This window comes from Pseudarthrobacter sp. P1 (assembly GCF_050156935.1).
Classification (GTDB): domain Bacteria; phylum Actinomycetota; class Actinomycetes; order Actinomycetales; family Micrococcaceae; genus Specibacter.
On the sequence record NZ_CP189584.1, the window covers coordinates 1,117,722 to 1,143,772 of the forward strand.

25 protein-coding genes are annotated in these 26,051 nt (G+C 68.6%); 3 read left to right on the plus strand and 22 right to left on the minus strand.

Annotated elements, in window-relative coordinates:
- Genes ACQCSX_RS05280 through pyrR form a run of 4 tightly spaced genes read right to left on the minus strand, consistent with a single transcriptional unit; the run spans window position 1 to window position 3,474 of the window.
- Window positions 1-522 (minus strand): hypothetical protein, encoded by a 522-nt coding sequence (locus tag ACQCSX_RS05280; RefSeq protein WP_427018021.1) that lies wholly within the window; start codon window positions 520-522, stop codon window positions 1-3.
- Window positions 522-1,865, minus strand: coding sequence for a dihydroorotase (locus ACQCSX_RS05285; RefSeq protein WP_427018022.1), 1,344 nt, complete (start codon window positions 1,863-1,865; stop codon window positions 522-524). The genes ACQCSX_RS05280 and ACQCSX_RS05285 overlap by 1 nt, the downstream gene beginning before the upstream one ends.
- Complete coding sequence (locus ACQCSX_RS05290) at window positions 1,862-2,869, minus strand: aspartate carbamoyltransferase catalytic subunit (RefSeq protein WP_427018023.1); 1,008 nt, start codon at window positions 2,867-2,869, stop codon at window positions 1,862-1,864. Before ACQCSX_RS05290 ends, ACQCSX_RS05285 begins: the two co-directional genes overlap by 4 nt.
- The gene (pyrR, locus tag ACQCSX_RS05295) at window positions 2,866-3,474 is read right to left on the minus strand and encodes a bifunctional pyr operon transcriptional regulator/uracil phosphoribosyltransferase PyrR (protein WP_427018024.1); all 609 of its coding nucleotides are present in this window, start codon (window positions 3,472-3,474) and stop codon (window positions 2,866-2,868) included. The genes ACQCSX_RS05290 and pyrR overlap by 4 nt, the downstream gene beginning before the upstream one ends.
- Before the next feature lie 139 nt (window positions 3,475-3,613).
- Here pyrR and ACQCSX_RS05300 point away from each other — a divergent pair, with 139 nt between their 5' ends.
- Window positions 3,614-4,963 (plus strand): PrsW family intramembrane metalloprotease, encoded by a 1,350-nt coding sequence (locus tag ACQCSX_RS05300; protein WP_427018025.1) that lies wholly within the window; start codon window positions 3,614-3,616, stop codon window positions 4,961-4,963.
- 298 nt (window positions 4,964-5,261) lie between these two features.
- On the opposite strand, the gene nusB is transcribed toward ACQCSX_RS05300, so the two are convergent.
- From nusB to ACQCSX_RS05370, 14 genes are all read right to left on the minus strand, one after another.
- The gene (nusB, locus tag ACQCSX_RS05305) at window positions 5,262-5,672 is read right to left on the minus strand and encodes a transcription antitermination factor NusB (protein ID WP_427018972.1); all 411 of its coding nucleotides are present in this window, start codon (window positions 5,670-5,672) and stop codon (window positions 5,262-5,264) included.
- Window positions 5,673-5,695: 23 nt separating this feature from the next.
- A complete protein-coding gene (efp, locus tag ACQCSX_RS05310) occupies window positions 5,696-6,259 on the minus strand; it encodes an elongation factor P (RefSeq protein ID WP_427018026.1) in 564 nt (187 codons plus the stop codon).
- 205 nt (window positions 6,260-6,464) lie between these two features.
- Entirely contained in the window at window positions 6,465-6,923 is a 459-nt protein-coding gene (locus ACQCSX_RS05315; protein ID WP_427018027.1) for a tetratricopeptide repeat protein, read from the minus strand.
- Window positions 6,924-6,970: 47 nt separating this feature from the next.
- Complete coding sequence (gene aroB / locus ACQCSX_RS05320) at window positions 6,971-8,062, minus strand: 3-dehydroquinate synthase (RefSeq protein ID WP_427018028.1); 1,092 nt, start codon at window positions 8,060-8,062, stop codon at window positions 6,971-6,973.
- Entirely contained in the window at window positions 8,059-8,580 is a 522-nt protein-coding gene (locus ACQCSX_RS05325) for a shikimate kinase (RefSeq protein ID WP_427018973.1), read from the minus strand. Before ACQCSX_RS05325 ends, aroB begins: the two co-directional genes overlap by 4 nt.
- A gap of 74 nt (window positions 8,581-8,654) precedes the next feature.
- Window positions 8,655-9,854 carry a chorismate synthase gene (aroC, locus tag ACQCSX_RS05330; protein ID WP_427018029.1) on the minus strand — a complete coding sequence of 400 codons (1,200 nt, stop codon included), beginning with the start codon at window positions 9,852-9,854 and terminating at the stop codon, window positions 8,655-8,657.
- A 32-nt stretch (window positions 9,855-9,886) separates the two neighbouring features.
- Window positions 9,887-10,774, minus strand: coding sequence for a shikimate dehydrogenase (locus ACQCSX_RS05335; protein WP_427018030.1), 888 nt, complete (start codon window positions 10,772-10,774; stop codon window positions 9,887-9,889).
- 9 nt (window positions 10,775-10,783) lie between these two features.
- A complete protein-coding gene (locus ACQCSX_RS05340) occupies window positions 10,784-12,106 on the minus strand; it encodes an endolytic transglycosylase MltG (protein WP_427018031.1) in 1,323 nt (440 codons plus the stop codon).
- A complete protein-coding gene (gene ruvX / locus ACQCSX_RS05345; RefSeq protein WP_427018032.1) occupies window positions 12,103-12,681 on the minus strand; it encodes a Holliday junction resolvase RuvX in 579 nt (192 codons plus the stop codon). The genes ACQCSX_RS05340 and ruvX overlap by 4 nt, the downstream gene beginning before the upstream one ends.
- 9 nt (window positions 12,682-12,690) lie before the next feature.
- Complete coding sequence (alaS, locus tag ACQCSX_RS05350) at window positions 12,691-15,372, minus strand: alanine--tRNA ligase (protein ID WP_427018033.1); 2,682 nt, start codon at window positions 15,370-15,372, stop codon at window positions 12,691-12,693.
- Between the two features lie 115 nt (window positions 15,373-15,487).
- Window positions 15,488-15,727, minus strand: a complete 240-nt coding sequence (locus ACQCSX_RS05355; protein WP_427018034.1) for a hypothetical protein — start codon at window positions 15,725-15,727, stop codon at window positions 15,488-15,490.
- Between the two features lie 19 nt (window positions 15,728-15,746).
- A complete protein-coding gene (locus ACQCSX_RS05360) occupies window positions 15,747-16,124 on the minus strand; it encodes a DUF948 domain-containing protein (RefSeq protein WP_427018035.1) in 378 nt (125 codons plus the stop codon).
- Window positions 16,125-16,319: 195 nt separating this feature from the next.
- Window positions 16,320-16,946, minus strand: coding sequence for a 30S ribosomal protein S4 (gene rpsD / locus ACQCSX_RS05365; RefSeq protein WP_427018036.1), 627 nt, complete (start codon window positions 16,944-16,946; stop codon window positions 16,320-16,322).
- A gap of 230 nt (window positions 16,947-17,176) precedes the next feature.
- Window positions 17,177-18,628: a replication-associated recombination protein A gene (locus ACQCSX_RS05370; RefSeq protein WP_427018037.1), complete on the minus strand. Its 1,452-nt coding sequence runs from the start codon at window positions 18,626-18,628 to the stop codon at window positions 17,177-17,179.
- A gap of 160 nt (window positions 18,629-18,788) precedes the next feature.
- On the opposite strand from ACQCSX_RS05370, the gene ACQCSX_RS05375 reads away from it, so the two are divergent.
- Window positions 18,789-19,454 carry an acVLRF1 family peptidyl-tRNA hydrolase gene (locus tag ACQCSX_RS05375; RefSeq protein ID WP_427018038.1) on the plus strand — a complete coding sequence of 222 codons (666 nt, stop codon included), beginning with the start codon at window positions 18,789-18,791 and terminating at the stop codon, window positions 19,452-19,454.
- A gap of 108 nt (window positions 19,455-19,562) precedes the next feature.
- Here ACQCSX_RS05375 and ACQCSX_RS05380 read toward each other — a convergent pair whose 3' ends face one another.
- The 4 genes from ACQCSX_RS05380 to hisS all read right to left on the minus strand — a co-directional run bounded on the left by ACQCSX_RS05380 (window position 19,563) and on the right by hisS (window position 25,019).
- Complete coding sequence (locus ACQCSX_RS05380; RefSeq protein ID WP_427018039.1) at window positions 19,563-20,459, minus strand: GNAT family N-acetyltransferase; 897 nt, start codon at window positions 20,457-20,459, stop codon at window positions 19,563-19,565.
- Between the two features lie 115 nt (window positions 20,460-20,574).
- Complete coding sequence (gene aspS, locus ACQCSX_RS05385; protein ID WP_427018040.1) at window positions 20,575-22,350, minus strand: aspartate--tRNA ligase; 1,776 nt, start codon at window positions 22,348-22,350, stop codon at window positions 20,575-20,577.
- 171 nt (window positions 22,351-22,521) lie between these two features.
- A complete protein-coding gene (locus tag ACQCSX_RS05390; RefSeq protein WP_427015746.1) occupies window positions 22,522-23,610 on the minus strand; it encodes an IS630 family transposase in 1,089 nt (362 codons plus the stop codon).
- A 47-nt stretch (window positions 23,611-23,657) separates the two neighbouring features.
- On the minus strand, window positions 23,658-25,019 hold the full coding sequence (gene hisS, locus ACQCSX_RS05395; protein WP_427018041.1) for a histidine--tRNA ligase: 1,362 nt from the start codon (window positions 25,017-25,019) through the stop codon (window positions 23,658-23,660).
- 189 nt (window positions 25,020-25,208) lie between these two features.
- Here hisS and ACQCSX_RS05400 point away from each other — a divergent pair, with 189 nt between their 5' ends.
- Complete coding sequence (locus ACQCSX_RS05400) at window positions 25,209-26,012, plus strand: peptidylprolyl isomerase (RefSeq protein ID WP_427018042.1); 804 nt, start codon at window positions 25,209-25,211, stop codon at window positions 26,010-26,012.
- The last annotated feature ends 39 nt before the right edge of the window (window positions 26,013-26,051 follow it).

Below are 26,051 nucleotides of genomic sequence, written 5' to 3' on the forward strand. Positions count from 1 at the left end.
TCAGGCCTGCGGGGAGGGGGTGCTTGCGCCGTCGTGGGGCAAAAGTTTCTCAAGGGCCAGTCTCAGCGGGGTTTTCTCCGCCGCGGCCCGGGTGCGGAAGCCGGTGTCCACCGGGGTCTCCCCCAGCGTCCAGGACAGGACCACCAGTCCGTCTTTTTCGACGAACTTTCCGGCCATGCCGCTTTCCAGCCGGATTTCGGTCAGTGCACCGGCTCCGATGTAGACATCCGGTGCGCCGGAGCGGGTGATCAGCACGCCGTCGTCGAACACGTCCACCGTGGCATTGGTGCGAAGTCCCAGCGACTGGACGGCAATCCTGTCCAGCCAGTCGCCGGCCGAGGTGGTGGCGACGTAGGTTCCGGCCACGGAGAGCAGCGGCGTCCCCAGTATGTCCGGGACCTCGGGCAGCGCGGCGACACCGGCCTGGCGCTTGAGCCGGTTGCGCCAGCCCATGCCGATCAGGGCGAAGACCGCCAATAGAATCAGCACCGTCAGGACGGTGGGCAGGAGGCGTTCGCCCATCAGGCGCCGCTTCCCGGGTAGGGCGTGTTCAGGACACCGTCGAGGACGGTGGGGTGGCCCCGGAAGAAGGTGGCCTTGACGGCCCCCGGGAGCTCGCGGCCGGCGAAGGGCGAGTTGCGTCCCTTGGTGGCCATTGCCGCGGGGTCCACGGTCCAGCGCGCGGCCGGGTCCACCAGCACAATGTTGGCCGGCTCCCCCACGGCCAGCGGGCGGCCCTGGTCCGCCAGCCGGCCGATGGCGGCCGGGGCGAAGGAGGTGACGCGGGCAAAGTCCGCCCAGGTCATCAGGCCGGTCTCGATCATGGTCTCCTGCACCACCGAGAGGGCCGTTTCCAGGCCGGTCATGCCCATGGCGGCCTGGGCCCATTCGCAGGCCTTGGCCTCGTCCGGGTGCGGGGCATGGTCGGTGCCGACGATGTCAATGGTGCCGTCGGCCAAAGCTGCACGCAGCGCCTGGACGTCCGCGTCGGCGCGCAGCGGCGGGTTGACCTTGTAGACCGGGTTGTAGGAGCGGACCAGGTCCTCCGTCAGCCACAGGTGGTGCGGGGTGACCTCGGCGGTGACGTTGATGCCACGGGCCTTGGCCCAGCGGATGATGTCCACCGACCCCGCCGTGGAGACGTGGCAGACGTGCAGGCGCGAGCCCACGTGCTGGGCCAGCAGGACATCGCGGGCAATGATGGATTCCTCGGCGACGGCGGGCCAACCGGCCAGGCCAAGCACGGCGGAAACCTTGCCCTCGTTCATCTGGGCACCCTCGGTGAGGCGCGGCTCCTGTGCGTGCTGGGCGATCACGCCGTCGAACGCCTTCACGTACTCCAGCGCGCGGCGCATCATGACGGGGTCGGAGACGCAGATGCCGTCGTCGGAGAACACCCGGACGCGGGCGCGGGAATCGGCCATGGCGCCCAGCTCGGCCAGCTGCGTGCCGGCCAGTCCCACTGTCACGGCACCGACGGGGCGCACGTCCACCCAGCCGGCCTCCTTGCCGAGCGAGTAGACCTGCTCGACGACGCCGGCGGTGTCGGCCACGGGTGAGCTGTTGGCCATCGCATGCACGGCGGTGAAGCCGCCCAGCGCCGCGGCGCGGCTGCCGGTTTCAACGGTCTCGGCGTCCTCGCGGCCGGGCTCGCGCAGGTGGGTGTGCAGGTCCACCATGCCGGGCAGGGCCACCAGGCCGGCGGCCTCGATGACGGTGGCGCCCTCGGCCGCGGCCGAGCCGGAGAGGTCCGGGCCGAGCTCGGCGATGACGCCGTCGCGGAACAGGATGTCGGCGGCCTCGCCGCCCAGTACGGCGGCCCGGCGGATCAGGTAGGTGCCGGTGGTTGTCGTGGCGGGGCTCATGCGAATTCCTTCAGGGTGGTCGGGGCGGCGGGGGCGTTCTCGCGCAGTTCCCCGGACATCAGCAGATAGAGGGTGGCCATGCGCACGGACACGCCGTTGCGCACCTGGGCCAGCACGGTGGAGCGGGGCGAATCCGCGGCGGCGGAGGAGATCTCCAGGCCACGGTTCATCGGGCCCGGGTGCATGATGATGGTGTCCTTTAGGCCCAGCGCATCCAGCTTGGCCAGCCGCGCGTCGTCGAACCCCCAGCGGCGGGAGTACTCCCGGGTGGAGGGGAAGAACGAGGCGTTCATGCGCTCGGCCTGCACGCGCAGCATCATCACTGCGTCCACGCCGGCTTCCAGCACGGAATCGAGGTCGTAGCTGACCTTGCAGGGCCAGTATTCAACCCCCACCGGCAGCAGCGTGGGCGGGGCCACCAGCGTGACGTCCGCACCCAGGGTCTGCAGCAGCCAGACGTTGGAGCGGGCCACGCGGGAGTGCAGGACGTCCCCGGCAATCACCACGCGCATCCCGGCCAGGTCGGCCCCGATGGAGGAGGTGCCGGCCAGCTTGGCCAAGTGGCGGCGCATGGTGAAGGCATCCAGCAGCGCCTGGGTGGGGTGGGCGTGCGTGCCGTCGCCGGCATTGATGACGGCGGCGTCGATCCAACCGGAGTTGGCCAGCTGCGCCGGAGCTCCGGAGGCCCAGTGGCGGATTACGACGGCGTCGGCGCTCATGGCCTCCAGCGTCTGGGCCGTGTCCTTCAGCGACTCGCCCTTGGACACCGAGGAGCCCTTGGCGGAGAAGTTGATGACGTCGGCCGAGAGGCGCTTGGCCGCGGCCTCGAAGGAGATCCGGGTGCGGGTGGAGTCCTCAAAGAAGAGGTTCACCACCGTGCGTCCGCGCAGGGCCGGGAGCTTCTTGACCTCCCGCTCCCCCACGGCGGCCATTTCCTCGGCGGTGTCCAGGATGCGGATGGCGTTTTCCAGCGAGAGGTCCTCGGTGGAGAGCAGGTGCCTCATGCGCCTGCCTCGATGATGACGGAGTCCACGGTGTCCTGGTGTCCCTGCGTTGCTGAAGTGGCGGGCACGCCGTCGATCTCGTCCAGGCGCACGCGCACCTTTTCGGAGGACGAGGTGGGCAGGTTCTTGCCCACGTGGTCGGCCCGGATGGGAAGTTCGCGGTGGCCGCGGTCAACCAACACGGCCAGGCGCACGGCGCGGGGGCGGCCGACGTCGACCAGGGCGTCCAGGGCGGCACGGATGGTGCGGCCGGAATACAGGACGTCGTCCACCAGCACCACAACCTTGTTGTCAATGCCGGAGGCGGGAAGGGCCGTGCGCTGGGGGGCACGGGTGGGCTGGTGGGCCAGATCATCGCGGAACATGGTCACGTCCAGCTGGCCAACGATGGCCTCGGCGTCCACGGTGGGATCGGTGGCGGCCAGCTTGCGGGCCAGCCGCTGTGCCAGCGGGTATCCGCGGCGCGGAATGCCCAACAGAAGAAGGTCCTTGGAGCCTTTGTTGGCCTCAAGGATTTCATAGGCGATACGAGTGAGTGCGCGGTCAATGTCCGCCGCGGTGAGTACCACGCGCGGAGCGTTGGCCGATGCAAAGTTGCTGCTCATGGCTCGCGTCCCCTTTCCCCGCCTCACAGGACGGAATTAAAAGGTTTATTGCCCTCAAAAATACCATAGGGGCACCCCGCGGCCGTCCGGCACGGGCGCCCGGTAGCGGCCTCCCGGCGCTGCGCATAGTGTGGGTGCCATGACACAGCCAGGCCCCTGGCAAGGTACGCCGCAGGGGGCGCCCCAGCACCAGCCGTACTACGCCGCGCCGCCGCTGGGCGCCGCCGGAACTGGCCACCGGCCGGGCCCGGGCGCCGCCTCGCCGGTGCACTATTGGCAGCACGGAACCGGCGGAAACGGGGCCCCGCGGCCGCCGAGGCGCCCCGGCAAAGTGATCAACATCATCCTCATCATCGCGGTGGTGGTGGTCACCGCGATCACGCTGGCCTTTTTCGCGGCGTCGCTGGGTGCCAGCGTCTTCCTTATCTGCGGCGCCCTGGCCCTGATTCCGCTGGGCATCTGCCTGTTCACCCTTTACTGGGTGGACCGCTGGGAGCCCGAGCCCAAGGGCGCACTGCTCTTTGGCTTCTGTTGGGGTGCCGGCATGAGCGTCATCACCTCCCTGGTGGTGGGCCAGTGGGTGCAGCCGCTGCTGCTGTCCACGGCGGCGCTTGCCGATCCCGATACGGTGGGCGCCGTGGTCCAGGCACCGCTGGTGGAGGAGGCCTCCAAGGGCCTCGGCGTGCTACTGCTCTTCTTCCTGCGCCGGCGCACCTTCGACGGCCCCATCGACGGCGTGGTCTATGCGGGCACCATCGCGGCCGGCTTCGCCTTCACCGAAAACATCCTCTACTTCGGCTCCACCCTCACGGAGGACTCGGCGAACCCCGGACTGGGGCTGGTGATGATCTTCTTGATGCGCGGCCTGATGAGCCCCTTCGCGCACATCATGTTCACCGCCACGCTCGGTGCCATCGTGGGCTATGCGGCCCGCTACGGCGGCACCGGACTGGTGCTGGGCGCCTGGTTCGTGGGGCTGGTTCCGGCCATGTTCCTGCACGGCCTGTGGAACGGCAGCTCGCTGATCGGGCCCAACTTCTTTGTGGTCTATGGCCTGCTGCAGGTGCCCATCTTTGTCCTGTACGTGTTGGGCATCATTGCGCTGCGCCGTTCTGAGGCCAAACTCACCCGTACGCGGCTGGCGGACTACGTGGCCGCCGGCTGGTTCCACCCCCAAGAGGTGCCCATGCTCGGCACCTGCGCGGGACGCCGTCGTGCACTGGCCTGGGCCGGGAGCTTTGGCGCGGGCAAGGACATGCACGATTTCATCGCCCTGGCCACCCGGCTGGCCTTCACCCGGCAGCGGATCCTGGTTGGTTTGCGCCCCGGGGCCAGCGCGGGCAGCCAGGCGCGCACCGGTGCGGCCCGCAGTACCGAACTGGCGCTGCTGCAGCGCACGACAGCGGCCCGGGCCACGGTGCTCGCCCGCCAGCAGGCGGCGGTCCAAGCGGCCATGATGGCGCGCTACGCCCAGCCGCCGCGGTACTAGCCCCCGCCGTGGGGCCCGGGAGGTCTCGGCTCCGCTCGACCAACGGCTCAGCCGGTGATCGAGCGAAGTGCCTGCGGCCGTGCGGAGATCCGGCCGCGTGGAGATTCTGGTGCGTTGCCCGCTGGGTCTCCACGCGCTCGTTCCTCGTCCCCAGCCGCTCCCACGGCTCGCAAGCTCGCCGCGGGTCCCGCGCGGCCATGGGCCCCCGGTCGACCACCGAAGTCCTTAAACGCCGACGGCGGTGGTGCCGGGAACAAATCCCGGCACCACCGCCGTCGTCGTATGTACCTTGAAAGCCTTAGGCCAGCAGCGTGGGCTTGAGCTGCTGCAGGCGGCCGAGCAGTCCGTTGATGAACTGCGGCGACTCGTCGGTGGAGAGCATCTTGGCCAGTTCAACGGCCTCGCTCACCGCCACGCCGTCGGGGACGTCATCGTTGTAGAGCAGTTCCCAGGCGCCGATGCGCAAGATGATGCGGTCCACGGCAGGCATGCGCTCCAGGGTCCAGCCTTGGGAGTACGTCTGCAGGAACTCATCAATGGTCTCCTGCATGGCCGTGACACCCTCGATCACGTCAACGGTGTAGACGTTGATGATCTGGTCGGTGCTCTCCCGGCGCTGCTTGAGCGCACTGGAGACGGAGACGGAGCGCTGCTCGGATTCAAACAAGAGGTCCAAAGCCCGGCGGCGCGCCTTGCTTCTGGCCGAAATCGACCGTGTTGGATCGGCTGCCACTAGTCGCTGACACGTCCCTGGTAGCTGCCGTCGCGGGTGTCGACCTTGACGCGGGTGTTGTTCTCCACGAACAGCGGAACCTGGATCTCGTAGCCGGTTTCCAGCGTGGCGGGCTTGGTGCCGGCGGAGGAGCGGTCACCCTGCAGGCCAGGCTCGGTGTAGGTGATCTGCAGGATCACGGAGGCCGGCAGCTCGATGTACAGCGGGGCACCCTCGTGGATGGCGATGTTCACGTTCTGGTTTTCCAGCATGAAGTTCACGGCGTCGCCCACGGTCTCCGCGGGAACGGTGATCTGGTCGAAGTCCTGGGTGTCCATGAAGACGTAGTCGGCGCCGTCCTGGTACAGGTACTGGAAGTCGCGGCGGTCAACCGTGGCGGTTTCGATCTTCAGGCCGGCGTTGAACGTCTTGTCCACAACCTTGCCCGACATGACGTTGCGCATCTTGGTGCGCACAAACGCTCCACCCTTGCCCGGCTTGACGTGCTGGAACTCAATGATGTTCCAGAGCTGGCCCTCGAGCTTGAGAACCGTGCCGTTCTTGATGTCGTTAGTTGTTGCCACTGGTTTCCTCTTTTGTAGTGCCACTGCCCGCAGGAGAAGGCTATGAACCCCAGGCCACCTGCCGGTGGAACGGCGCGTTCGCGCTCCGGCTGCAGGTGAGGGGATGAAATATCAAAAATCCATTGACCATTCTACCTGCTCCGGCAATGCCGGCATAACCAGACGGCGGTGCGGCACTCGTCACACCCCCGCGGCCGCGGGAAAACTACTCCGCGCTGTCCTGCAGGTCCCGGGCCCGGCGCAGGGCCACAGTGGAGGAATAGATGGCTGCGGCATCGGCCCCGGCGGCCACCCGCTGGTCCAGGGCCAGCGCAAAGGAGTTGGCCGCGGCGGCGTAGTTGCCGGCCGAAAAATACACCTTGCCCAGCGCCTGGTGCACCCAGGATTCATTGGCCGTGTTGGCCACATCGGCGCGCAGCACCTTCAACCTGGCCAGCGCGCGCTCGGTGTCTCCGTTGGCGCGCAGGATGTCGGCGTCGAGCACCTGGAGGCTGAACGACGACGGGTCCTTCAGCCGGGCCTCGGCGGCGGCCTCGGCGGCCTCCCCCACCCGGCCCTGGGCGAGCAGCACGAAGACCTCGTCCGCCGGGTCGGTGGAGCGTTCCAGCGCCTCGGAGCAGACCTCCGGCTCCACCACCTCGGGCAGCAATGTGCGCGGATTCACCGCCGTTCCCGGGAATCCTCCGTAGGGCCAGTCCTTCAGGCCCATGGCTACGAGGCAATTTCCTGGTAGGCGGCAAACAGGAGGGATGTGTCGGGCACATCCAGGATGCCGGGCTTGGCGATGCCGTCCAGGACCACAAAGCGCAGCAGGTCGCCGCGGGACTTCTTGTCCCGGCGCATGCCGTCGAGCAGCCCCTGCCACCTGTCGCGGCGGTAGGTGACGGGCAGGCCCAGGCCCTCCAGGATGGTCCGGTGCCGGTCCGCATCGGCGTCGGTCAGCCGGCCCACGCTGCGCGCCAGCTCGGCGGCAAACATCATGCCCACCGAGACTGCGGCGCCGTGGCGCCAGGAGTAACGCTCCACCAGCTCGATCGCGTGGCCCAACGTGTGGCCGTAGTTGAGGATCTCACGCAGCCCCGATTCCTTCAGGTCCTCCGAGACCACCCGGGCCTTGACGGCGATGGCGCGCTCGATCAGCTGGCGCACGGCGTCGGATCCGGCATCCTTGACGGCCTCGGGCTGCGCCTCAATCAGGTCCAGGATGGCGGGATCGGCGATGAAACCGCACTTGACCACCTCGGCCATGCCGGAGATGAGCTCGTTCGGCGGCAAGGTGGCCAGCGTGTCCAGGTCGGCCAGCACGGCGGCGGGCGGGTGGAAGGCGCCCACCAGGTTCTTGCCCTCGGCGGTGTTGATGCCGGTCTTCCCGCCAACGGCCGCGTCCACCATGCCCAGCAGCGAGGTGGGCATGTGGATGACCTTGACCCCGCGCAGCCAGGTGGCGGCGACAAAGCCGGCCAGGTCGGTCACGGCGCCGCCGCCCACTGCCACGATGGCATCGGAGCGGGTGAAATCGTTCTGCCCCAGCACCTGCCAGCAGAAGGCGGCCACCTGGATGTGCTTGCCCTCCTCGGCGTCGGGGATCTCCGCGGTCAGCGCGGTGAAGCCGGCCGCGGCCAGCTCGTCCCGGACGGTGTCGCCGGTGAGCCGAAGTGCGCGCGGGTGGATGACCAGGACGCGGCGGACGCGCTCGCCCAGCAAGGCCGGCAGCTCCGCCAGGAGCCCGCGGCCGACGACGACGTCGTAGTTCTCCGCGGGGGCGGAGCCGGTGACCTGGATGATGGTTGAACTGCTGCTCACAATGGTCCGTTCTGGTGGTGCGGATGAATGGTCAGGGCGGCGGTCAGGGCGGCCACCAGCTCCGCGACGCTGCCGTGGCGCACGTCGAGGGTGATGTCCGCCAGCCGCCGGTAGACGGGGGTGCGGACCGTTGCCAGCTGCTGCCAACGCACCGCCGCATCGGCGCCGCCGTCCAGCAGCGGGCGCCCGGTGTTCTTGCGGATCCGGTCCCGGACCGTATCGAGGTCGGCGTCGAGGTGGACCACAGTGGCCCGGTGCAGCAGCTGCTGGGTGCCGGAATCAAGCACGGCGCCGCCGCCGAGGGAGAGCACGCACACCTTGGCCCCGCCGGCCGAGGCCGGGTCAAGGATGCCGGCGATGGTCTTGGCCTCCAGCTGGCGGAAATGCCGTTCGCCGTGGCTGGCAAAGATGCCGGCAATGGCACCGTGCTTGGCCACGATCACCGCATCGGTGTCCACGAACGGTACCCCCAGGGCAGCCGCCAGATCGGTGCCGATGGCCGTTTTGCCCACGGCCATCGGCCCGATCAGGGCGACGGGGCGGCGCAGGCTGGACCCCGCTGCGGCGCCGGCGCGGGCCGGCTCGCTGCCGCTCACTGACCCAGGGTGTCCAGGGCCGAGGGGATGTTGGCCAGGTAGTTCTTAAGGTTGCGGGAGGTCTCGGCGATGGAGTCGCCGCCGAACTTCTCGGCGACGGCGTCGGCCAGGACCAGGGCAACCATGGCCTCGGCCACCACACCGGCGGCGGGCACGGCACAGACGTCCGAGCGCTGGTGGTGGGCCTTGGCCGGCTCGCCGGTGGCCACGTCGATGGTCTTCAGCGCACGCGGCACGGTGGCGATCGGCTTCATGGCCGCGCGGACGCGCAGCACATCGCCAATGCTCATGCCGCCCTCGATGCCGCCGGCGCGGTTGGAGGTGCGGACGATGGTGCCGTTTTCGTCGCGCTCGATCTCATCGTGGGCGGCGGAGCCGCGGCGGGCCGCGGTGCGGAAGCCATCGCCCACCTCGACACCCTTGATGGCCTGGATGCCCATCAGGGCACCGGCCAGGCGGGCGTCCAGGCGGCGGTCCCAGTGCACGTAGCTGCCCAGTCCCGGCGGCAGTCCATAGGCCAGCACCTCCACGATGCCGCCGAGGGTCTCACCCTCCTTGTGGGCGGCGTCCACCTCGGCCACCATGGCGGTGGAGGTGGCGGCGTCGAAGCAGCGCAGCGGATCGGCGTCCAGCGCCTCAACGTCGCTGGGCAGCGGCAGCTCGGAGCCCTCGGGCACCTCCACGGCGGCAATCGCCGTCGTATGGCTGACCAGCTCGATGTCCAGGGACTTCAGGATGGAGGCGGCAACGGCGCCCAGGGCGACGCGGGCAGCGGTTTCGCGGGCGCTGGCGCGCTCAAGCACCGGGCGGGCCTCCTCGAAGCCGTATTTCTGCATGCCGGTGAAATCGGCGTGGCCGGGGCGCGGCCGGGTGAGGGGTGCGTTGCGGGCCTGGTCGGCCAGCACGGCGGGGTCCACCGGATCGGCGGACATGATCTGCTCCCACTTGGGCCACTCGGAGTTGGCGATCTGGATGGCGACGGGGCCGCCCTGGGTCACGCCGTGGCGGACGCCGCCGAGGATGGTGACAACGTCCTGCTCGAACTTCATCCGGGCGCCGCGCCCGTAGCCGAGCCGGCGGCGGGCCAGCGCCGCCTGGATTTGGGTGCTGGTCAGCTCGACGCCGGCCGGCACACCTTCAATAATTCCCACGAGTGCCGGGCCATGAGACTCACCGGCGGTCAACCAACGCAACATAAAATCCATCCTGCCATGAGTGGCCGCCGCGGTTAGCGCCGGGCCAAGCCTAATGAGTTGCACATCACATTGATGACGTCCAACTCCGTGCCGGGTGCGGCGAACGTGCCCGCCGGGGTGAAAAGTTTGACCTGCTCCACGGCCTGGTAAAGCAGCATCTCGATGCCGGCCACGATGGTGCCCCCGCCCGCCGTCCAGGCCGCGGCAATCGCACTGGGCCAGGGATCGTAGGCAACGTCCAACAGGAACCGTCCCGCCAGCGCCGCCCCGGCCAGCGCCTCGGCCAGCGGATCCGCGGCGCGCGGCGGCAGCGTGGAGATGACGACGTCGTAGCCGGGAAGGGCCGCGGCCGCGCCATCGAACCCGCGCAGAGTGCACGGCAGGCCGACGGCGGCGGCAACATCCGCCGTCGAGGCGGCCTTGGCCCCGTCGCGGACAAAGACGTCCACGCCGGGGGCGCCGAGCCGGGCCAGTGCCGCCACGGCGGAGACGGCCGTGCCGCCACCGCCGAGGATGGCCGCCCGTGGCGCAGGCCCCACGCCCGCGTGGCGCAGGGCGTTGACGATGCCGGCGACGTCGGTGTTGTGGCCGGAGAGGCGTGCGCCGTCGACCACCACCGTGTTGACGGCACCCAAGGTGGCCGCCGTCGCGCTCAGCTCATCCAGCGGGGCGATGATGGCGCCCTTGAGCGGCATGGTGACGGAGAGTCCGTACCAGTCCCCGTCCCGGCGCACCCGCTCGGCCAGCGCTGCCACACCGTCCTGCTCGACGTCGATGGCGGTGTAGGCGTAGTCCAGGCCCAGATGCGCATAGGCGGCCCGGTGCAGGGCCGGCGATTTGGAGTGGCCGATGGGGTGGCCCAGCACGGCGCCGTGGCGCGGGCGGCTCCCGGCGCCGGGGAGGATGCCGCTGGTTGGCAAGGTATCCACCTAGTTGCACTTCCCCGGGTTGGCGGTGCACCAGGCCGTGTACTTGGCCACGTTCTTCAGGTGCTCGGCATAGGTCGCAGCGTACAGGGTCTCCCCCGTCGAGAGGTCAACCGTGACCCAGAAGTAGTACGCGTTGCTCTGCGGATGGGCCGCGGCCGTGATGGCTGTGGACTTCGGCGAACCGATCGGCCCCGCCGGCAGTCCCGGGTTGGCGAACGTGTTGTACAGGTTCGTCTTGTCGGCCTTCTGGGCGTCGCTGATGTTGTACGTCTTGATGCCCAGCCCATAGGCCACCGTGGCATCGGACTCGAGCCGGCCACCGGTCTCGGCGTTCGGGTTGTTGAGCCGGTTTTCGATCGCCCCGGAAATCATCGCGTAGTTGGCCTCGTTGCCCTCGGCCTCGATGATGCTGGCAATCGTGAGCACGCGATACTGTTCGTTGGCGCTGGTGACGCCGGCGGCGACGAGCTCGTCCTTGGTGGTCTTGACCAATTGGGCCAGGATCTGCTGGGGCGTCATGTCCACCGGGAAGCGGTACTCGCCCGGCGCCAGGTAGCCCTCCAGGCTCTTGGCCTGGGGTGGCAGGCCGAACGACGCCGGCGCAGCGGCCAGCGCCTTGTAGGTCTCCAGCGGCGTGGAGGTGGCGGTGGCCAGCAATTGCAGCACATCGTTCTGGCGCAGGTTTTGCTCGATGGCGGCGTAGTGGACCTTGTCCCCGCCGGGTGCCACCAGCAGGGCCACGGCGTCGGACGCCTTCATCTCCAATTTCATTTGGAAGGTTCCGGGCTGGATCTTGGCGGTGGCCTGGGCGTCGGTGAGGGCGGTGAGGAAGGCCGATTCGCTGGCCACCACGCCATTCTCCTTCAACGCCGTCGCCACGGTGCGTCCGGTGGCGCCTTCGGGCACCACAAAGCTGATGGACCCGTGTCCGGGGCCGGGGAAATCATCGGAGCCGGCACCGGCAAACATGGGCTTGACGGCCTGGACCACAAAGAACACCACACCGGCAAAGAGCGCCAGCACCACCAAAAAGGCCAGGGTGCGGCGGCGCCGCTTGACGCGCTTGGACACCCGGCGCGACTTCCGGCTTGGGGCGTCCGGTGCGTAGACGGGGTGCTCGGCGTCCTCGTAGTGGTCCTCGTAGGCTTCAACGTGCCCGTCGCCGGCGTACTGGTGCTTGTCGGGGACGGCCGCGTGCTCGTCGGGGGCGTAGGCGTGCCGGTGGGCGGTGTAGGCGTGCCGGTGGGCGGTGTAGGCATGGGCGCCGTGCGGATCATGTCCGCGCGGGCCATTGGAGCGGCGGCCGGGGAACGGATGGCTCACAGAACGGATCCTGGGGATGCGATGGATGTGATCGTCTCGTCCTTAGCTTGGTCCGGGGCACCAGTGCGCCCCACGGCACCGGTTTGGGGAGCAGGAACCAAGGTCCCCACCGTTCCGCCCCGGGACTTCTCCATGTCAATGGCATGCTGGAGGATGCCGGCGGCGGCTACTTGATCCACCACTTTACGGTGGTCGCGACTGTCCATGCCAGCCGCGCGGAGGGATTGGTGGGCGGAAACGGTGCTGAGGCGCTCGTCAACCAAGCGCACCGGAACGCTTAATTCTGCCCCCACCAGTGCGCCAACCAAGAGGTTTGCGTAGGCTCTGGCCATTTCTGCAGAGGCCTTTTCAGCACCCTTGAGTGTTCGCGGAAGGCCAACAAAAATTTCCACAATGCCGCGCTCACGCACCTCCCGCAGCACGATGGCGATATCCGAGTTCTTTTTCACGTCCCGACTCAAGGTGCGCACCGGGGTGGCCAGAATGGAATCGGGATCGCAGGCCGCCAGTCCGACGCGGACGGTTCCCACGTCCACGCCCAGCTTGGCACCCTTCGGATATGCCATCGCGCTCATGCGGCAGTCCTAGGAGCGGGTGTCGATGGCCGTGGCGATGGCCGCCAGTGCGGCACCCACCTTGCCGGCATCGCTGCCGCCGCCCTGGGCGACGTCGTCCTTGCCGCCGCCGCCGCCGCCGAGGATGCCGGCGGCCAGCTTGACCAGGGCACCGGCCTTGACGCCTTCGGCGCGGGCCGCCTCGTTCGTGGCCACCAGGACCATCGGGCGGTCGTTGGCCACACCGGCAACGGCCACGGTGGCCGGGGCCGAGCCCAGACGGTTGCGCAGGTCCAGCGCCAGCACACGGAGATCCTCCGTGCCGCCGACCTGGCCGGCGTCGTGGGCGATCACGCTGACGCCGCGGGCGTCACGGGCCGTGGAAACCAGGTTCGCGGCGGCGGCCGTGAGCTGCTCCTTGCGCAGGCGCTCCAGCTCCTTCTCGGCCGTCTTCAGCTTGGACAGCGTGGCGGCGATGCGCTCCTGCAGCAGGTTGGAGGGCACCTTGAGCATGTCGGTGAGCTCGCTGACCAGGGCGCGCTCGGCGGCCAGGTGGCGGAACGCGTCCATGCCCACGAAGGCCTCCACGCGGCGGTTGCCCGAACCCACGGACCCCTCACCCAGCAGCGTCAGGCTGCCGATCCGGGAGGTGCTGTCGACGTGCGTGCCACCACACAGCTCGCGCGACCAGGCGCCGTCGATCTCCACCACACGCACCTCGGAACCGTAGTTCTCGCCGAACAGCGCAGTGGCACCCATGGACTTGGCGGCATCCAGGCCCATCACCGTGGTCTGGACCTGGTGGTTGTTGCGGATGGCGATGTTGGAGACTTCCTCGATCTCCGAGCGCGTCGCGGCGCTGAGGCCCTCGCCCCAGGAGAAGTCGAAGCGCAGGTAGCCGGCCTTGTTGAAGGAACCGCGCTGCAGCGCCTCCGGGCCCAGGATCTGGTGCAGGGCGGCGTGCACAATGTGGGTGCCGGTGTGGGCCTGCTCGGCGGCGTGGCGGCGTTCGCGGTCGACGGCGGCGCGGACCAGGGCATCGGCGGGCAGCTCGCCCTCGCGCACCACTGCCTTGTGCACGCTCAGGCCCTTGATCGGCTTCTGCACGTCCAGCACCTCGACCACAAAACCGTCGCCGGAGATCAGGCCGGTGTCGGCGGCCTGGCCGCCGGCCTCCGCGTAGAAGGGCGTCTCGGCCAGGACGATCTCCACCTCGTCGCCGGTGGAGGCGAAGCTGACCGGGCGGCCGGCGGAGAGGATGGAGCGGATGCGGGATTCGCCGTCGAGCTCCTTGTAGCCGGTGAAGACCGTCTCGCCCTGGGCCAGCAGCTCATGGAAGACCGTCAGGTCGGCGTGGCCGCTCTTCTTCTCGCGGGCATCGGCCTGCGCGCGCTGGCGCTGCTCGAGCATGAGGGAACGGAAGCCGGCCTCGTCGACGGCCAGTCCTGCCTCTTCGGCCATTTCCAGCGTGAGGTCGATCGGGAAGCCGTAGGTGTCGTGCAGGGCAAAGGCGTCGGCACCGGAGAGGTTGGTGTTGGCGGCCTTGGACTCCTTGACGGCCTCCTCCAGGCGGGCGGTGCCGCTGGCGATGGTGCGCAGGAAGGCGCGCTCCTCGGCGTAGGCGATCCGGCTGATGCGCTCGAAATCGCTCTCCACCACCGGGTAGGCACCCTTCATGGCGTCCCGCGAGGCGGTCAGCAGCTCGGGCAGGCAGGCGCGCTCCACGCCCAGCAGGCGCATGGCGCGCACCGCACGGCGGATCAGGCGGCGCAGCACATAGCCGCGGCCCTCGTTGGAGGGGGCGACGCCGTCGGCGATCAGCATCAGGGACGAACGGATGTGGTCGGCCACCACGCGCATGCGGACATCGTCCGTGTGGTGCGGGTCCTCGGCCGTTTCGGCGGAGGTGTATTCCTTGCCGGAGAGCTGGGCGGCGACGTCCAGGACGGGGCGGACCTGGTCGGTCTCGTAGAAGTTCTCCACGCCCTGCAGGATCAGCGCCAGGCGCTCCAGGCCCAGGCCGGTGTCAATGTTCTTCTTCGGCAGCTCGCCAAGGATTTCGAAGTTGTCCTTGCCGATGCCCTCGCCGCGCTGGAACTGCATGAACACGAGGTTCCAGATCTCGATGTAGCGCACATCGTCGACGGCGGGGCCGCCCTCGGGGCCGTAGGACGGGCCGCGGTCGTAGTAGATCTCCGAGCAGGGGCCGGCCGGGCCGGGCTGGCCGGTGGACCAGTAGTTGTCCTTCATGCCCATCCGCTGGATGCGCTCGGCGGGCATGCCGGCCACCTCTTCCCACAGGGCGGCGGCCTCGTCGTCGTCCTGGTAGACGGTGACCCAGAGCCGGCTCTTGTCCAGCCCGTAGCCGCCGTCGGCCACGGGGGTGGTCAGCAGCTCCCAGGCGTAGCCGATGGCCTCGCGCTTGAAGTAGTCGCCGAAGGAGAAGTTGCCGCACATCTGGAAGAACGTGCCGTGGCGGGCGGTCTTGCCCACTTCTTCGATGTCGCCGGTGCGGATGCACTTCTGGACGCTGGTGGCGCGCGGGAAGGGGGCCTCTTCGCGGGCGGTCAGGTACGGGATGAAGGGGACCATGCCGGCCACGGTGAACAGCAGCGACGGGTCAGAGGAAACCAGCGACGCGGACTCCACCGGGGTGTGGCCCTTGGAGCTGAAAAACTCAATCCAGCGGCTGGCAATTTCGTGGGATTTCATAATCCTGGTGGACCCTTCGTTGTAAATGACTTGCGTGTTGAGCAGATGCGCTGCCCGGCGGTGCTTCCAGCGGGGAGCGCCCGCCGGTGTTCCCATTCGGGAAGTGGCGCCGGGGCTAGGGGCGCGTGGCGGCCCGGTGTTCGACGGCGTCAACGCCCAGGGCGGCACGCAGCTCGGCTTCGCGCTCGGCGCTGCCCTCGCGGATGGCATCGGCAAATTCGAGGAAACTATCACTCAGTTTACCCACCGCGCGGTTCAGGCCCTCCGGGCCCAGGGAGCCGCGGACCTGGGAATACTTGCGTACGCCGACCACGCCAATGGCGATGCCGGCAGCCAGCCAGAAGATTGTCTTCATATCTGTCTTTCCTTTGTTCCTAGCGGCTGCGCGAGGGGCGCGAACGGGTGCTGCGGCGCCCGGCCAGGGCGGAGCGCACACCATAGGAGAAGGCCGCGACCTTGATCAACGGCTGGCCCAGGGTGGCGGCGAACAGCGAGGACAGGGCAGAGATGTTGGCCGTGGCGTCCGAGACATTGGTGGTCATGCCATCCACCTTCTTCAACTGCGCATTGGTGGTGGACACCGTGGCGGTGACCTCGTCGATCAGCGGCGTGGTCCCGTCGCTCAGTTGCTTGATGGTGGAGCGCATCTCGTCAAAGACATTGCCCAGTTTCAGCACGGGGACGGCCAGGATGGCCACCAGCACGGCAAACACGCCTGCGGCAATCAGGCCAGCAATATCTCCACCACTCATGGCGGCCCCCTCGTTTCCTCTGGGTAGGACTTCTCCGCTGTGGGAGATCTTCGGATAGGACGTCCTGCCATCGGCAAGGACGCATCTTTAGTACCTTACCTACAAAACAGCCCGCGGCGTGTGCCGCGGGCTGTTAGGTGGTGGTCTGCCGGCCGCCACTGGGGCGGCCGGCAAACCCTCTTAGCTAAGGAGTGCTTAGCGCGAGTAGAATTCGACGACCAGCTGCTCTTCGCAGGTCACGGGGACCTCGGAGCGCTTCGGGCGGCGCACCAGGCGGGCCTGGAGGCTTTCCAACTTGACGTCCAGGTAGGCCGGAACGTTGGGCAGCACGTCGCGGTGTGCACCGGCGGCGGCAACCTGCAGCGGGGCCATGGTCTGGCTGCGCGGGTGAACGTGGATCAGCTGACCCTCGGCCACGCGGAAGGACGGGCGGTCCACGCGGGCGCCGTCAACCATGATGTGGCGGTGCACAACCAACTGGCGGGCCTGGGCGGTGGTGCGGGCGAAGCCGGCACGCAGAACCAGGGCGTCCAGACGCATTTCCAGCAGCTCGACCAGGTTCTCACCGGTCAGGCCCTTGGTGCGCTTGGCTTCTTCGAAGGCACGGGTCATCTGTGCCTCGCGGATGCCGTACTGGGCGCGCAGACGCTGCTTTTCGCGCAGACGTACCGCGTAGTCGCTGTCCTGCTTCTTGCGGGCACGACCGTGCTCGCCGGGGCCGTACGGACGACGCTCCAGGTACTTGGCAGCCTTGGGGGTCAGAGCAATGCCGAGAGACCGCGAAAGGCGGGTCTGCCGGCGGGCACGCAGAGTGTTAGACACTTGTGTGTCCTTTCGGTAAACGTGTGGCAAAAGCCCCCGGAGGGGCTTTGTGGAATAGCTGGCCTCCATCATGGAGAGTTAGGGCTGCCACTGCCCATCGCTGCAGCCGCTGGGCATACCCGTCTCCAGCGCTTTGGCGCGGAAAAATCCGTGCCGAACCGGGAAATGCAGCGGGTATGGAGCCAAGGCTTGCCAGTGCAGCGTTAATTCTACCAGTTGTTTCCCGCGGCCTATTTACTGCCCTCGCCGCGGACAATGGCACGCAGCCGTGCCAGCCGGGTGGAAATGTCCCGTTCGGCCCCGTTGGTGGTGGGTGTGTAGTAGTCCCGGCCGATGAGATCGTCCGGCGGATATTGCTGCGGCGCCACCGAATGCGGGGCGTCGTGGGCGTAGAAGTAGCCCTTGCCGTGGCCCAGCTGCGCGGCCCCCGGATAGTGGGCATCGCGCAGGTGCGGCGGAATGGTGGTGCCGCGGCCGGCCCGGACATCGGCAATGGCGGAGTTGATCCCGTTGTAGGCCGCGTTGGATTTGGGCGCCGTCGCCAGATGCACCACCGCCTCGGCCAGGATGATCCGCGCCTCGGGCATGCCGATCAGCGCCACGGCCTGCGCCGCGGCCACCGCCGTTTGAAGTGCCGTGGGATCGGCCATCCCCACGTCCTCCGCCGCGGAAATCATGATCCGCCGGGCAATGAAGCGCGGGTCCTCCCCCGCCTCCAGCATCCGGGCCAGGTAGTGCAGCGCGGCATCGACGTCGGAGCCGCGGATGGACTTGATGAAGGCACTGATGACGTCATAGTGCTGGTCGCCCGCCCGGTCGTAGCGGACGGCCGCGGCGTCGATGGCGCGCTCGGCGTCGGCCAGCTCGACGACGGCGGGCGGCAGTTCCAGCCCCGGCAGGCCCTCGCCCTGGGCCGCCTTGGCCTTGACCCCGGGTTGTCCCGACAGGGCGACGCCGGCTGCCGCCTCAAGCGTGGTCAACGCACGGCGTGCATCCCCCGCGGCCAGCCGGACAAGATGGTCCAAGGCCTCCTCGCTGAGGACCACCTTGCCGTCCAAGCCGCGCGGATCCGCCACAGCGCGCAGCAGCAGGCCGTGGATGTCGTCATTGGTGAGCGGCTTCAAGGTGAGCAGGATGGAGCGCGAAAGCAGCGGCGAGACCACGGAGAAGGAGGGGTTTTCGGTGGTGGCGGCAATGAGCACCACCCAACGGTTTTCCACACCGGGGAGCAGGGCATCCTGCTGGGCCTTGTTGAAGCGGTGGATCTCGTCCAGGAACAGCACAGTGGTGCGCCCGTGCAGATCCCGGTTGGTGAGGGCATCGTCCATCACCTTGCGGACATCCTTGACGCCGGCGGTGATCGCGGACAGTTCGACGAACGTCCGGCCGGGCCCGCGGGCGATGACATGGGCCAGCGTGGTCTTGCCGGTGCCGGGCGGACCCCAGAGGATCACCGAGCTGGGCCCGGCCGGGCCCGCTGCGCCTGCACCGGAGGCCAGCAGGCGCAGCGGCGAACCGGCACCCAGCAGCTGCTGCTGGCCCACCACCTCGTCCAGGCTGCGCGGGCGCATCCGCACGGCCAGCGGGCTGCGCGGGCGGGCCGGCGCGCTGGTTCCGTTGCCGGCGTCGTCCCCGTCGCCGTCGTCGGCGTCCGCCAGGCCGGAGTCAAAGAGATCAGTCACTCCCCTAGGCTATCGGGCCGCCCCGACATCACCCGGCCGGCGCCATGTGGCCTCCCTATTCTCGCTCCGCCCGACCTGGGCCCCGCGGGCACTGGCGCCTTGTGGCCTCCCCACCCTCGCTCCGCTCGTTTTGGGACCCTCGGGCACTAGGCTTGTGCGCGTGAATGTAGCCAGCCGCACTGCCCGCGTGTCCGCCGCCCGACTGCCGGGCTGGGTGGAGCGCTTTGCCGCGGGCCATGGTGCCGGGCCGGGTGTTCCGCTCAAGGCCGGGGTGCACGACGACGGCGTGCTGCTGGTGGCCCCGGACGGCGCCACCGCACTGCTGCGCGCTCCGTGGCCCGTGGACGGCCGCCCCGGCCGGGGTGCCGACGAGGTGGAGCGGCTGGCCGCGCTGGCCTCACAGCCGCGCGCCCTGGGGCTGGTCCTCGTGCGCCGGGGCGGCTACGCCGTCGGGGTTTCCGCCGGTGCCGAACTGCTCAAGCACAAGGCCGGCACCCGCTACGTGCAATCGCGCTCGGCCGCCGGCGGCGGATCGCAGCAACGTTTTGCCCGGCGCCGAGCCAACCAGGCCGATGCCCTGGTGGAACGGGTCGCCTTGGACGCCGCTGCCGCGTTCGACGGGCATGCCGTGGAATACCTGGCCCTGGGCGGCGACAAGGCCCTGCTTGAACTGGTGCTGGCCGAACCGGCCTTGAAGGCCTATGCCACCCGCGCCCGGCTGCGGATCATCGACGTCCCCGACCCCCGGGCCGCCGTACTGGCGAAGGCGGCCGCGGACTTTGCCGCAGTGCAGATCCTCATCACGGACCCGCCCGCCCAACTGTGACGCAGTAGATATTCCCCGGCGGCTCCCGAAACTCGCAAGCTTGTTGCGGGGCCCTCGCCGCCGTGGGCCCACCTCTGGGCGCCCAAAGGAGCATTTACTGCCATGGGTTCAACAGCCGCCAGATGCCCTCTGGAGCGGGGCCTGGCGGTAGTGGTAGCGGGCCGCCTCGGCGAAGCCGGCTGCGGCATAGAGCTCCCGGGCACCGGCATTGGCGGCCGTGACCAGCAGGAAGAAGTCCGCCACGCCGCGCGCGGCGCCGTCGGCCAGCAGCGCGTCGAGAATCGCCGCGGCCACCCCCTGTCGGCGGGCATCGGGGCGGACGGCCATGGCGTAGATGCCGCCCCAGCGCGCGCCGGTCCGGCTGCCGTCCGAAACCGTGCCGCCGGACCCGGCTGCGACAACCGCAGATTCATCCAGTACCGCCAGGCGTCCGACGCCGGCCACCCCGCCGGTGTCGTCGTACACGGTGGCGTAGCGCGACGGCGTGGCCGCCAGGATCCGCTCGGCCACCGCCCGCTCCGCCGGACCTCCCCGACCCTCGAGCTGCCACCAGAGTTGCAGCCACTCCTCGCTGGGGTTGTCGGCCAGTTCGACGGCGTTCCCCCGCGAGGGCGACGCGGGTGACGATGCATACGACGACGCGGGTGACACCGCCGACTGCGCCGCCGGCGGAGCCGGGCGGGCCGGGCGGATCATGACAAGTGTCTCGGAGTTGCGGCTGAACCGCCTCCGGTCCAGCAGCTCCTCCAGGGCCGCGTGGCGTTCGTGGGCCAGCAGCTGGAAGATCACCGGCTGGCGGCGCGCGGCGTACCAGTCCGTGGCCCGCGCCAGTTCGGCCACGGGGTCCGGCGCGGCAAGGCGCGGCCACACCGAGTTGGCCCGCTGCGTCACCCCGCCGGCCGAGCGCAGCACCCAGGCGCCGCCGTCGTCGTGCTCGGGCGCCCGCCAGGCGGCATCCATCAAGACTTCAAACAGCAGCGGATCCGCCCCATTCATCGCGGCCATCGCAAGCTCCTCTCCACAATGTGCGTGAAAACGCCTGTGGCCTCCCGCGAATTCCGGGAGGCCACACGCGTTCAGCGGCACAGGCGCGCCGCCGTCGAACCAGTCGGACTATTGGCTAGGACTCGGCCTTCTTCGCCTCGGGCTTGAAGTCCACGCCGGCTTCCTTGCGCTGCTGCGCCGTGATGGGCGCCGGGGCAGCGGTCAGCGGGTCGTAGCCGCCGCCGGACTTCGGGAAGGCGATGACGTCGCGGATGGAGTCGGCGCCGGCCAGCAGGGACACGGCACGGTCCCAGCCGATGGCGATTCCACCGTGCGGCGGGGCACCGAACTTGAAGCCGTCCAGCAGGAAGCCGAACTTCTCGTCCGCCTCCGCCTCGGTGATGCCCATGACGGCGAACACGCGCTCCTGCACGTCCCGGCGGTGGATACGGATGGAACCGCCGCCGATCTCGTTGCCGTTGCAGACGATGTCGTAGGCGTAGGCCAGCGCGCTGTCCGGATCCGTGTCGAAGGTGTCCATGAACTCGGGCTTGGGCGAGGTGAACGCGTGGTGCACGGCGGTCCAGGCACTGTGGCCGATGGCCACGTCGCCGGAGCCCACGGCCTGGCTGGTCGGCTCGAACATCGGAGCGTCGACAATCCAGACGAAGGCCCAGTCGCTGGGGTCGATCAGGCCAGTGCGGTGGCCGATCTCCACGCGGGCGGCACCGAGCAGGGCGCGCGAGGCACCGATCTCGCCGGCGGCGAAGAAGATGCAGTCGCCGGGCTTGGCGCCGGCGGCGCCGGCCAGGCCGGCGCGCTCGAACTCGGTGAGGTTCTTGGCCACCGGGCCGGTGAGCTCGCCGTCCTCCTTGTACAGAACGTAGGCCAAGCCCTTGGCACCGCGCTGCTTGGCCCATTCCTGCCAGGCATCCAGGGTGCGGCGCGGCTGCGAGGCCCCGCCGGGCATGACGACGGCGCCGACGTAGGGGGCCTTGAAGACCCCGAACTCGGTGTCCTTGAAGAACTCGGTGAGCTCGGTCAGCTCCTGGCCGAAGCGCAGGTCCGGCTTGTCGGAGCCGTAGCGGGCCATGGCGTCCCAGTATGTCATGCGCTGGATCGGCAGCGGGATCTGGACGTCAATGAGGTTCCAGAGGGAGGAGACGATCTTCTCGCCCAGGGCGATGATGTCTTCCTGGTCCACGAAGCTGGCCTCGATGTCCAGCTGGGTGAATTCCGGCTGGCGGTCCGCACGGAAGTCCTCGTCGCGGTAGCAGCGGGCGATCTGGTAGTACTTCTCGAAGCCGCCCACCTGCAGCAGCTGCTTGAACAGCTGCGGGGACTGCGGCAGGGCGTACCAGGAACCGGGGGCCAGCCGGGCCGGCACCAGGAAGTCGCGGGCACCTTCCGGGGTGGAGCGGGTCAGCGTGGGGGTCTCGATCTCGATGTAGCCCTGCCCGTGCAGCAGCTCGCGGGCCACACGGTTGGCCTCGCTGCGCAGGCGGATGTTGCGCTGCATGACCGGACGGCGCAGGTCCAGGTAGCGGTGCTTCAGGCGTGCCTCTTCGCCGACCTCCACGTGCTCGTCCACCTGGAACGGCAGCGGCGCGGCCTCGTTGAGGACCACCACGTTCTCGGCGATGACCTCGATTTCACCGGTGGCGAGGTGGGCGTTTTCGTTGCCCTCGGGGCGGCGCTCCACGGTGCCGGTGATCTGCAGCACGTACTCGTTGCGCAGGCCGTGGAACACGTCCTCCTCGCGCACCACAATCTGGGACACACCGGAGGCGTCGCGCAGGTCAAGGAAGGCCACACCACCGTGGTCACGGCGTCGGGCAACCCAACCGGAGAGGGTGACAGTTTGTCCGATGTGCTCGGCCCGCAGAGAGCCAAGGTCATGTGTGCGCAGCACAGCATTCCTTTCAAAGGTGATGGCGCCGGAGCAGGATGCGCTCCGGCGAAGGTATCTGCAGTCAAGTTTAGCCGGGCGGACTCCTACGCCGCCCCGGCCGCCCAACTGGGTGACAGTTATCGCACGTTCCGGGGCGCGGAACGTGCGATAAGTGTCACCTAGTGTAGTGTCTCAGTTTTGCTTGACGGCTTGGAGCGCAACCCGGCCACGAGCCACTTTTTCCAGGATCGACTCCGCATCCGCGGTCCACACCAAAGGCTTCGGGTCGGCATTGTTCACCTCGATGTATTCCTCGATCTTCGCAATCAAATCAGGCACTGAATGAAAGACCCCACGGCGTAGCGCCTTCTCCGTCAACTCCCTGAACCACCGCTCCACCAGGTTCAACCACGAGGATGAGGTCGGGGTGAAATGCAGGTGGAACCGTGGGTGTTTGGCCAGCCACGCCTTCACGTTCGCATGCTTGTGCGTCGCGTAGTTGTCGATGACCAGGTGGATCTGAAGGCCGGCCGGGACTTCCTTTTCAATGGTTTTCAGGAACACCAGGAATTCATCGTGGCGGTGCTTGGGAACGCAGGAGCCGATGACCTTTCCGGTTGCGACCTCCAGGGCCGCGAAGAGCGTGGTGGTTCCGTTGCGCTTGTAGTCGTGGGTCATCGTCCCGGCCCGCCCCCTGGTCATCGGCAACGACGGCTGGGAGCGGTCCAGGGCCTGGATGGAGGTCTTCTCGTCCATGCAGAACACGATCGCGTTCTCCGGTGGGTTCAAATACAGTCCGCACACGTCGATGAGCTTTTCCTCGAACTTCGGGTCCGTGGAGAGTTTGAAGGTCTTCACCAGATGCGGTTTCAACCCGCGGGCAGACCAGATGCGTTGCACCTGCGCCGGGGAGACCCCGGTCTTCGCGGCCATGGTGCGCACCGACCAATGCGTGTGTCCCTCAGGCTTTGAGTTCTGTGTCAGCTCAACGATTTCGTCGATCGTCGACTGCGGGATCACCGGTTTGCGTCCCCGCCCGCCACGCACCTTCCCGAGCTTGGTCAGGCCTTCCTCGGCGAAGCGGGTACGCCAGGAGCGCACCGTGCCCGGGGTGATGCCCACCACCCGGGCGATCCACTCGTTGGCCAGGCCCTCGGCGGCCATCAGCAGAACCTGCGCCCGCTGCACCTCCCGGTGGGAGGCCACCTGGGATGCGGCCAGCGCTTCCAGGACGGTGCGCTGGGCGTCGGTAAGGGCCAGGGCGGGTGCTGGATTCGACATGATCCCAGCCTAAACCCAAAGTCATTAACTATTTTGGAGACACACCACTAGTTGGGCGCGACGGTGATGGTGGGGTGCAGGTCGGCCGACGGCGGCATCCAGGCCGCGGGGTCGGCCGCCACCTGCTCGCCGGAACGGATGTCCTTGACCTGGTGGGCGCCGTCGTCGTCGGTGAACCAGACGAACGGGATGCCGCGGCGGTCCGCGTACTTGATCTGCTTGCCGAACTTGTCCGCCTTGGCCGCCACCTCGGCGGAGATGCCGCGGGCACGCAGCGCCGCGGCCACGTCCTGCGCCTGGATCCAGGCATCGTCGTTGGCCAGCGTGACCAGCACGGCGGTGGGCACGCTGCGCGAGGCGGTGGCCAGTTCCTGGCTGAGGATGCGCGAGACCAGACGGGTGACGCCAATGGAGAGGCCGACGCCGGGGAACGTGCGGTTGCCCTTGCTCGCCAGCGAGTCGTAGCGCCCGCCGGAGCAGATGGAGCCCAGCGCCTCGTGGCCCACCAGCACGGTTTCGTAGACGGTGCCGGTGTAGTAGTCCAGGCCGCGGGCAATGGAGAGGTCCGCGACGACGGAGCCCGGGGCGCGCAGCGAGGCGGCGGCGATGACCTGCTCCAGTTCGCCCAGGCCCTCCTCCAGCAGCTCGTCGGTGACGCCGAGCGCGCGCACCTGGGCCACGAAGGACGTGTCCTCGGTGCGGATGGAGGCCAGGGCCAGTGCGGCGGTGGCCTGCTCGTCGGTGGCGCCAAGCTCGCTCTTGAGCAGGCCGGCGACGGCGGCGGCACCGATCTTCTCCAGCTTGTCGATGCTGCGCAGCACGCCGGCGGTGTCCGTGAGGCCGATGCCGCGGTAGAAGCCCTCGGCCAGCTTGCGGTTGTTCACGCGCAGCTTGAAGGCCGGGATGGGCAGCGCGGAGAGCGCCTCGACAATGACCAGTGCCAGCTCCACGTCGTAGCGGAACGGCAGTTCGCCGTCGGCCACCACGTCGATGTCGGCCTGGGTGAACTCGCGGGCGCGGCCTTCCTGCGGACGCTCGCCGCGCCAGACCTTCTGGATCTGGTAGCGGCGGAACGGGAACGCCAGGTAGCCGGCGTTCTCCACGACGTAGCGGGCAAAGGGCACCGTCAGATCGAAGTGCAGGGCCAGCTGGTTGGGGTCCGTCTTGGCCGATTCACCCTTGCCGGCGGCGCTGTCGTCGTCGTCCTGAAGGCGGGAGAGGGCGTAGACCTCCTTGTCGATCTCACCCTTGCGCAGCAGCTGCCCCACTGTCTCCACGGCGCGCGTCTCCATCGAGGAGAAGCCGTGCAGTTCAAAGGTGCGGCGCAGCGTGTCCAGCACATGCAGCTCCACCAGCCGTTCCGAAGGCAGCCACTCGGGGAATCCGGACAGGGAGGCATTGCGTGCCATGGGTGGGGCTCTCCTTATTATTGCGGGGAAATCTCTGCAGCTTAGTGGCGCCAAACAAAGGGGAAGGCGACATGTAGCGGCTTCCCGGCGCACTTCTAAGGTTCTCACAGCAGTGCTGGGTACACTGTCTGCGGCTGCCATTTTATGCGGTACCGCGGCCTATCCCCCAACCATCGAGGAGAGAAGACGTTGGTGAGCACCAAACCAGATGCCCGCGAGGCCAAAAAGCGCGTGCAGCGCATGCAGGCAAACCAGGCATTGATGCAGAAGCAGGCCGGCCGCCGCAAGCGCGACAACCTCATCGCGGCCATCGCGATGGTTGCCGCCGTGGCCCTGGCCGTGGTGCTGCAGATCACCGTCTTCAGCCACAATCCCTCCGCCGCGGACCTCGCGAACGCCGAGTCCGGGCTTGACGCAACGCCCAGCGCGACCTCCGGCCCAACCTCCACCGCCCCCTCCACCAACGCCGCCAATATTCCGCTGCCGGCCACGGCGGCGGGCAAGACCTTCACCGGCTCGCTCAGCCTCAACGGCTCTCCGCTGGGCGTGGAGATCGACGGCAGCACCGCCCCGCAGGCGGCCGCCGTATTCAAGTCCCTGGCCGACGAGAAATTCTTCGACGGACTCAGCTGCCACCGGTTGACCACCGCCGACAAGTTCGGCGTCCTGCAGTGCGGCTCCAAGACCGGCGACGGCGCCAGCGATCCGTCCTACCAGTGGGGCCCGGTGGAGAACACCCCCGCCGACGGCATCTACCCGGCTGGGACCATCGCCGTCGCCCGCGGCGACAGCACCTACAGCAACGGCACGCAGTTCTTTATCGTCTACAAGGACACCTACCTGGACCAGGCCAGCGGCGGCTACACCATCATGGGCAAGGTCACCAGCGGCCTGGACGCCGTCACCGGCATTGCGGCCGGGGGCGTGTCCGGCGGCACCACCGATGGAGCCCCCGCCACACCGGTGACGATAGACTCATTTACGCTTAACTAATTGCGGCCGCTTCGGGACCGGGGATCCGGGTCCGGGCCG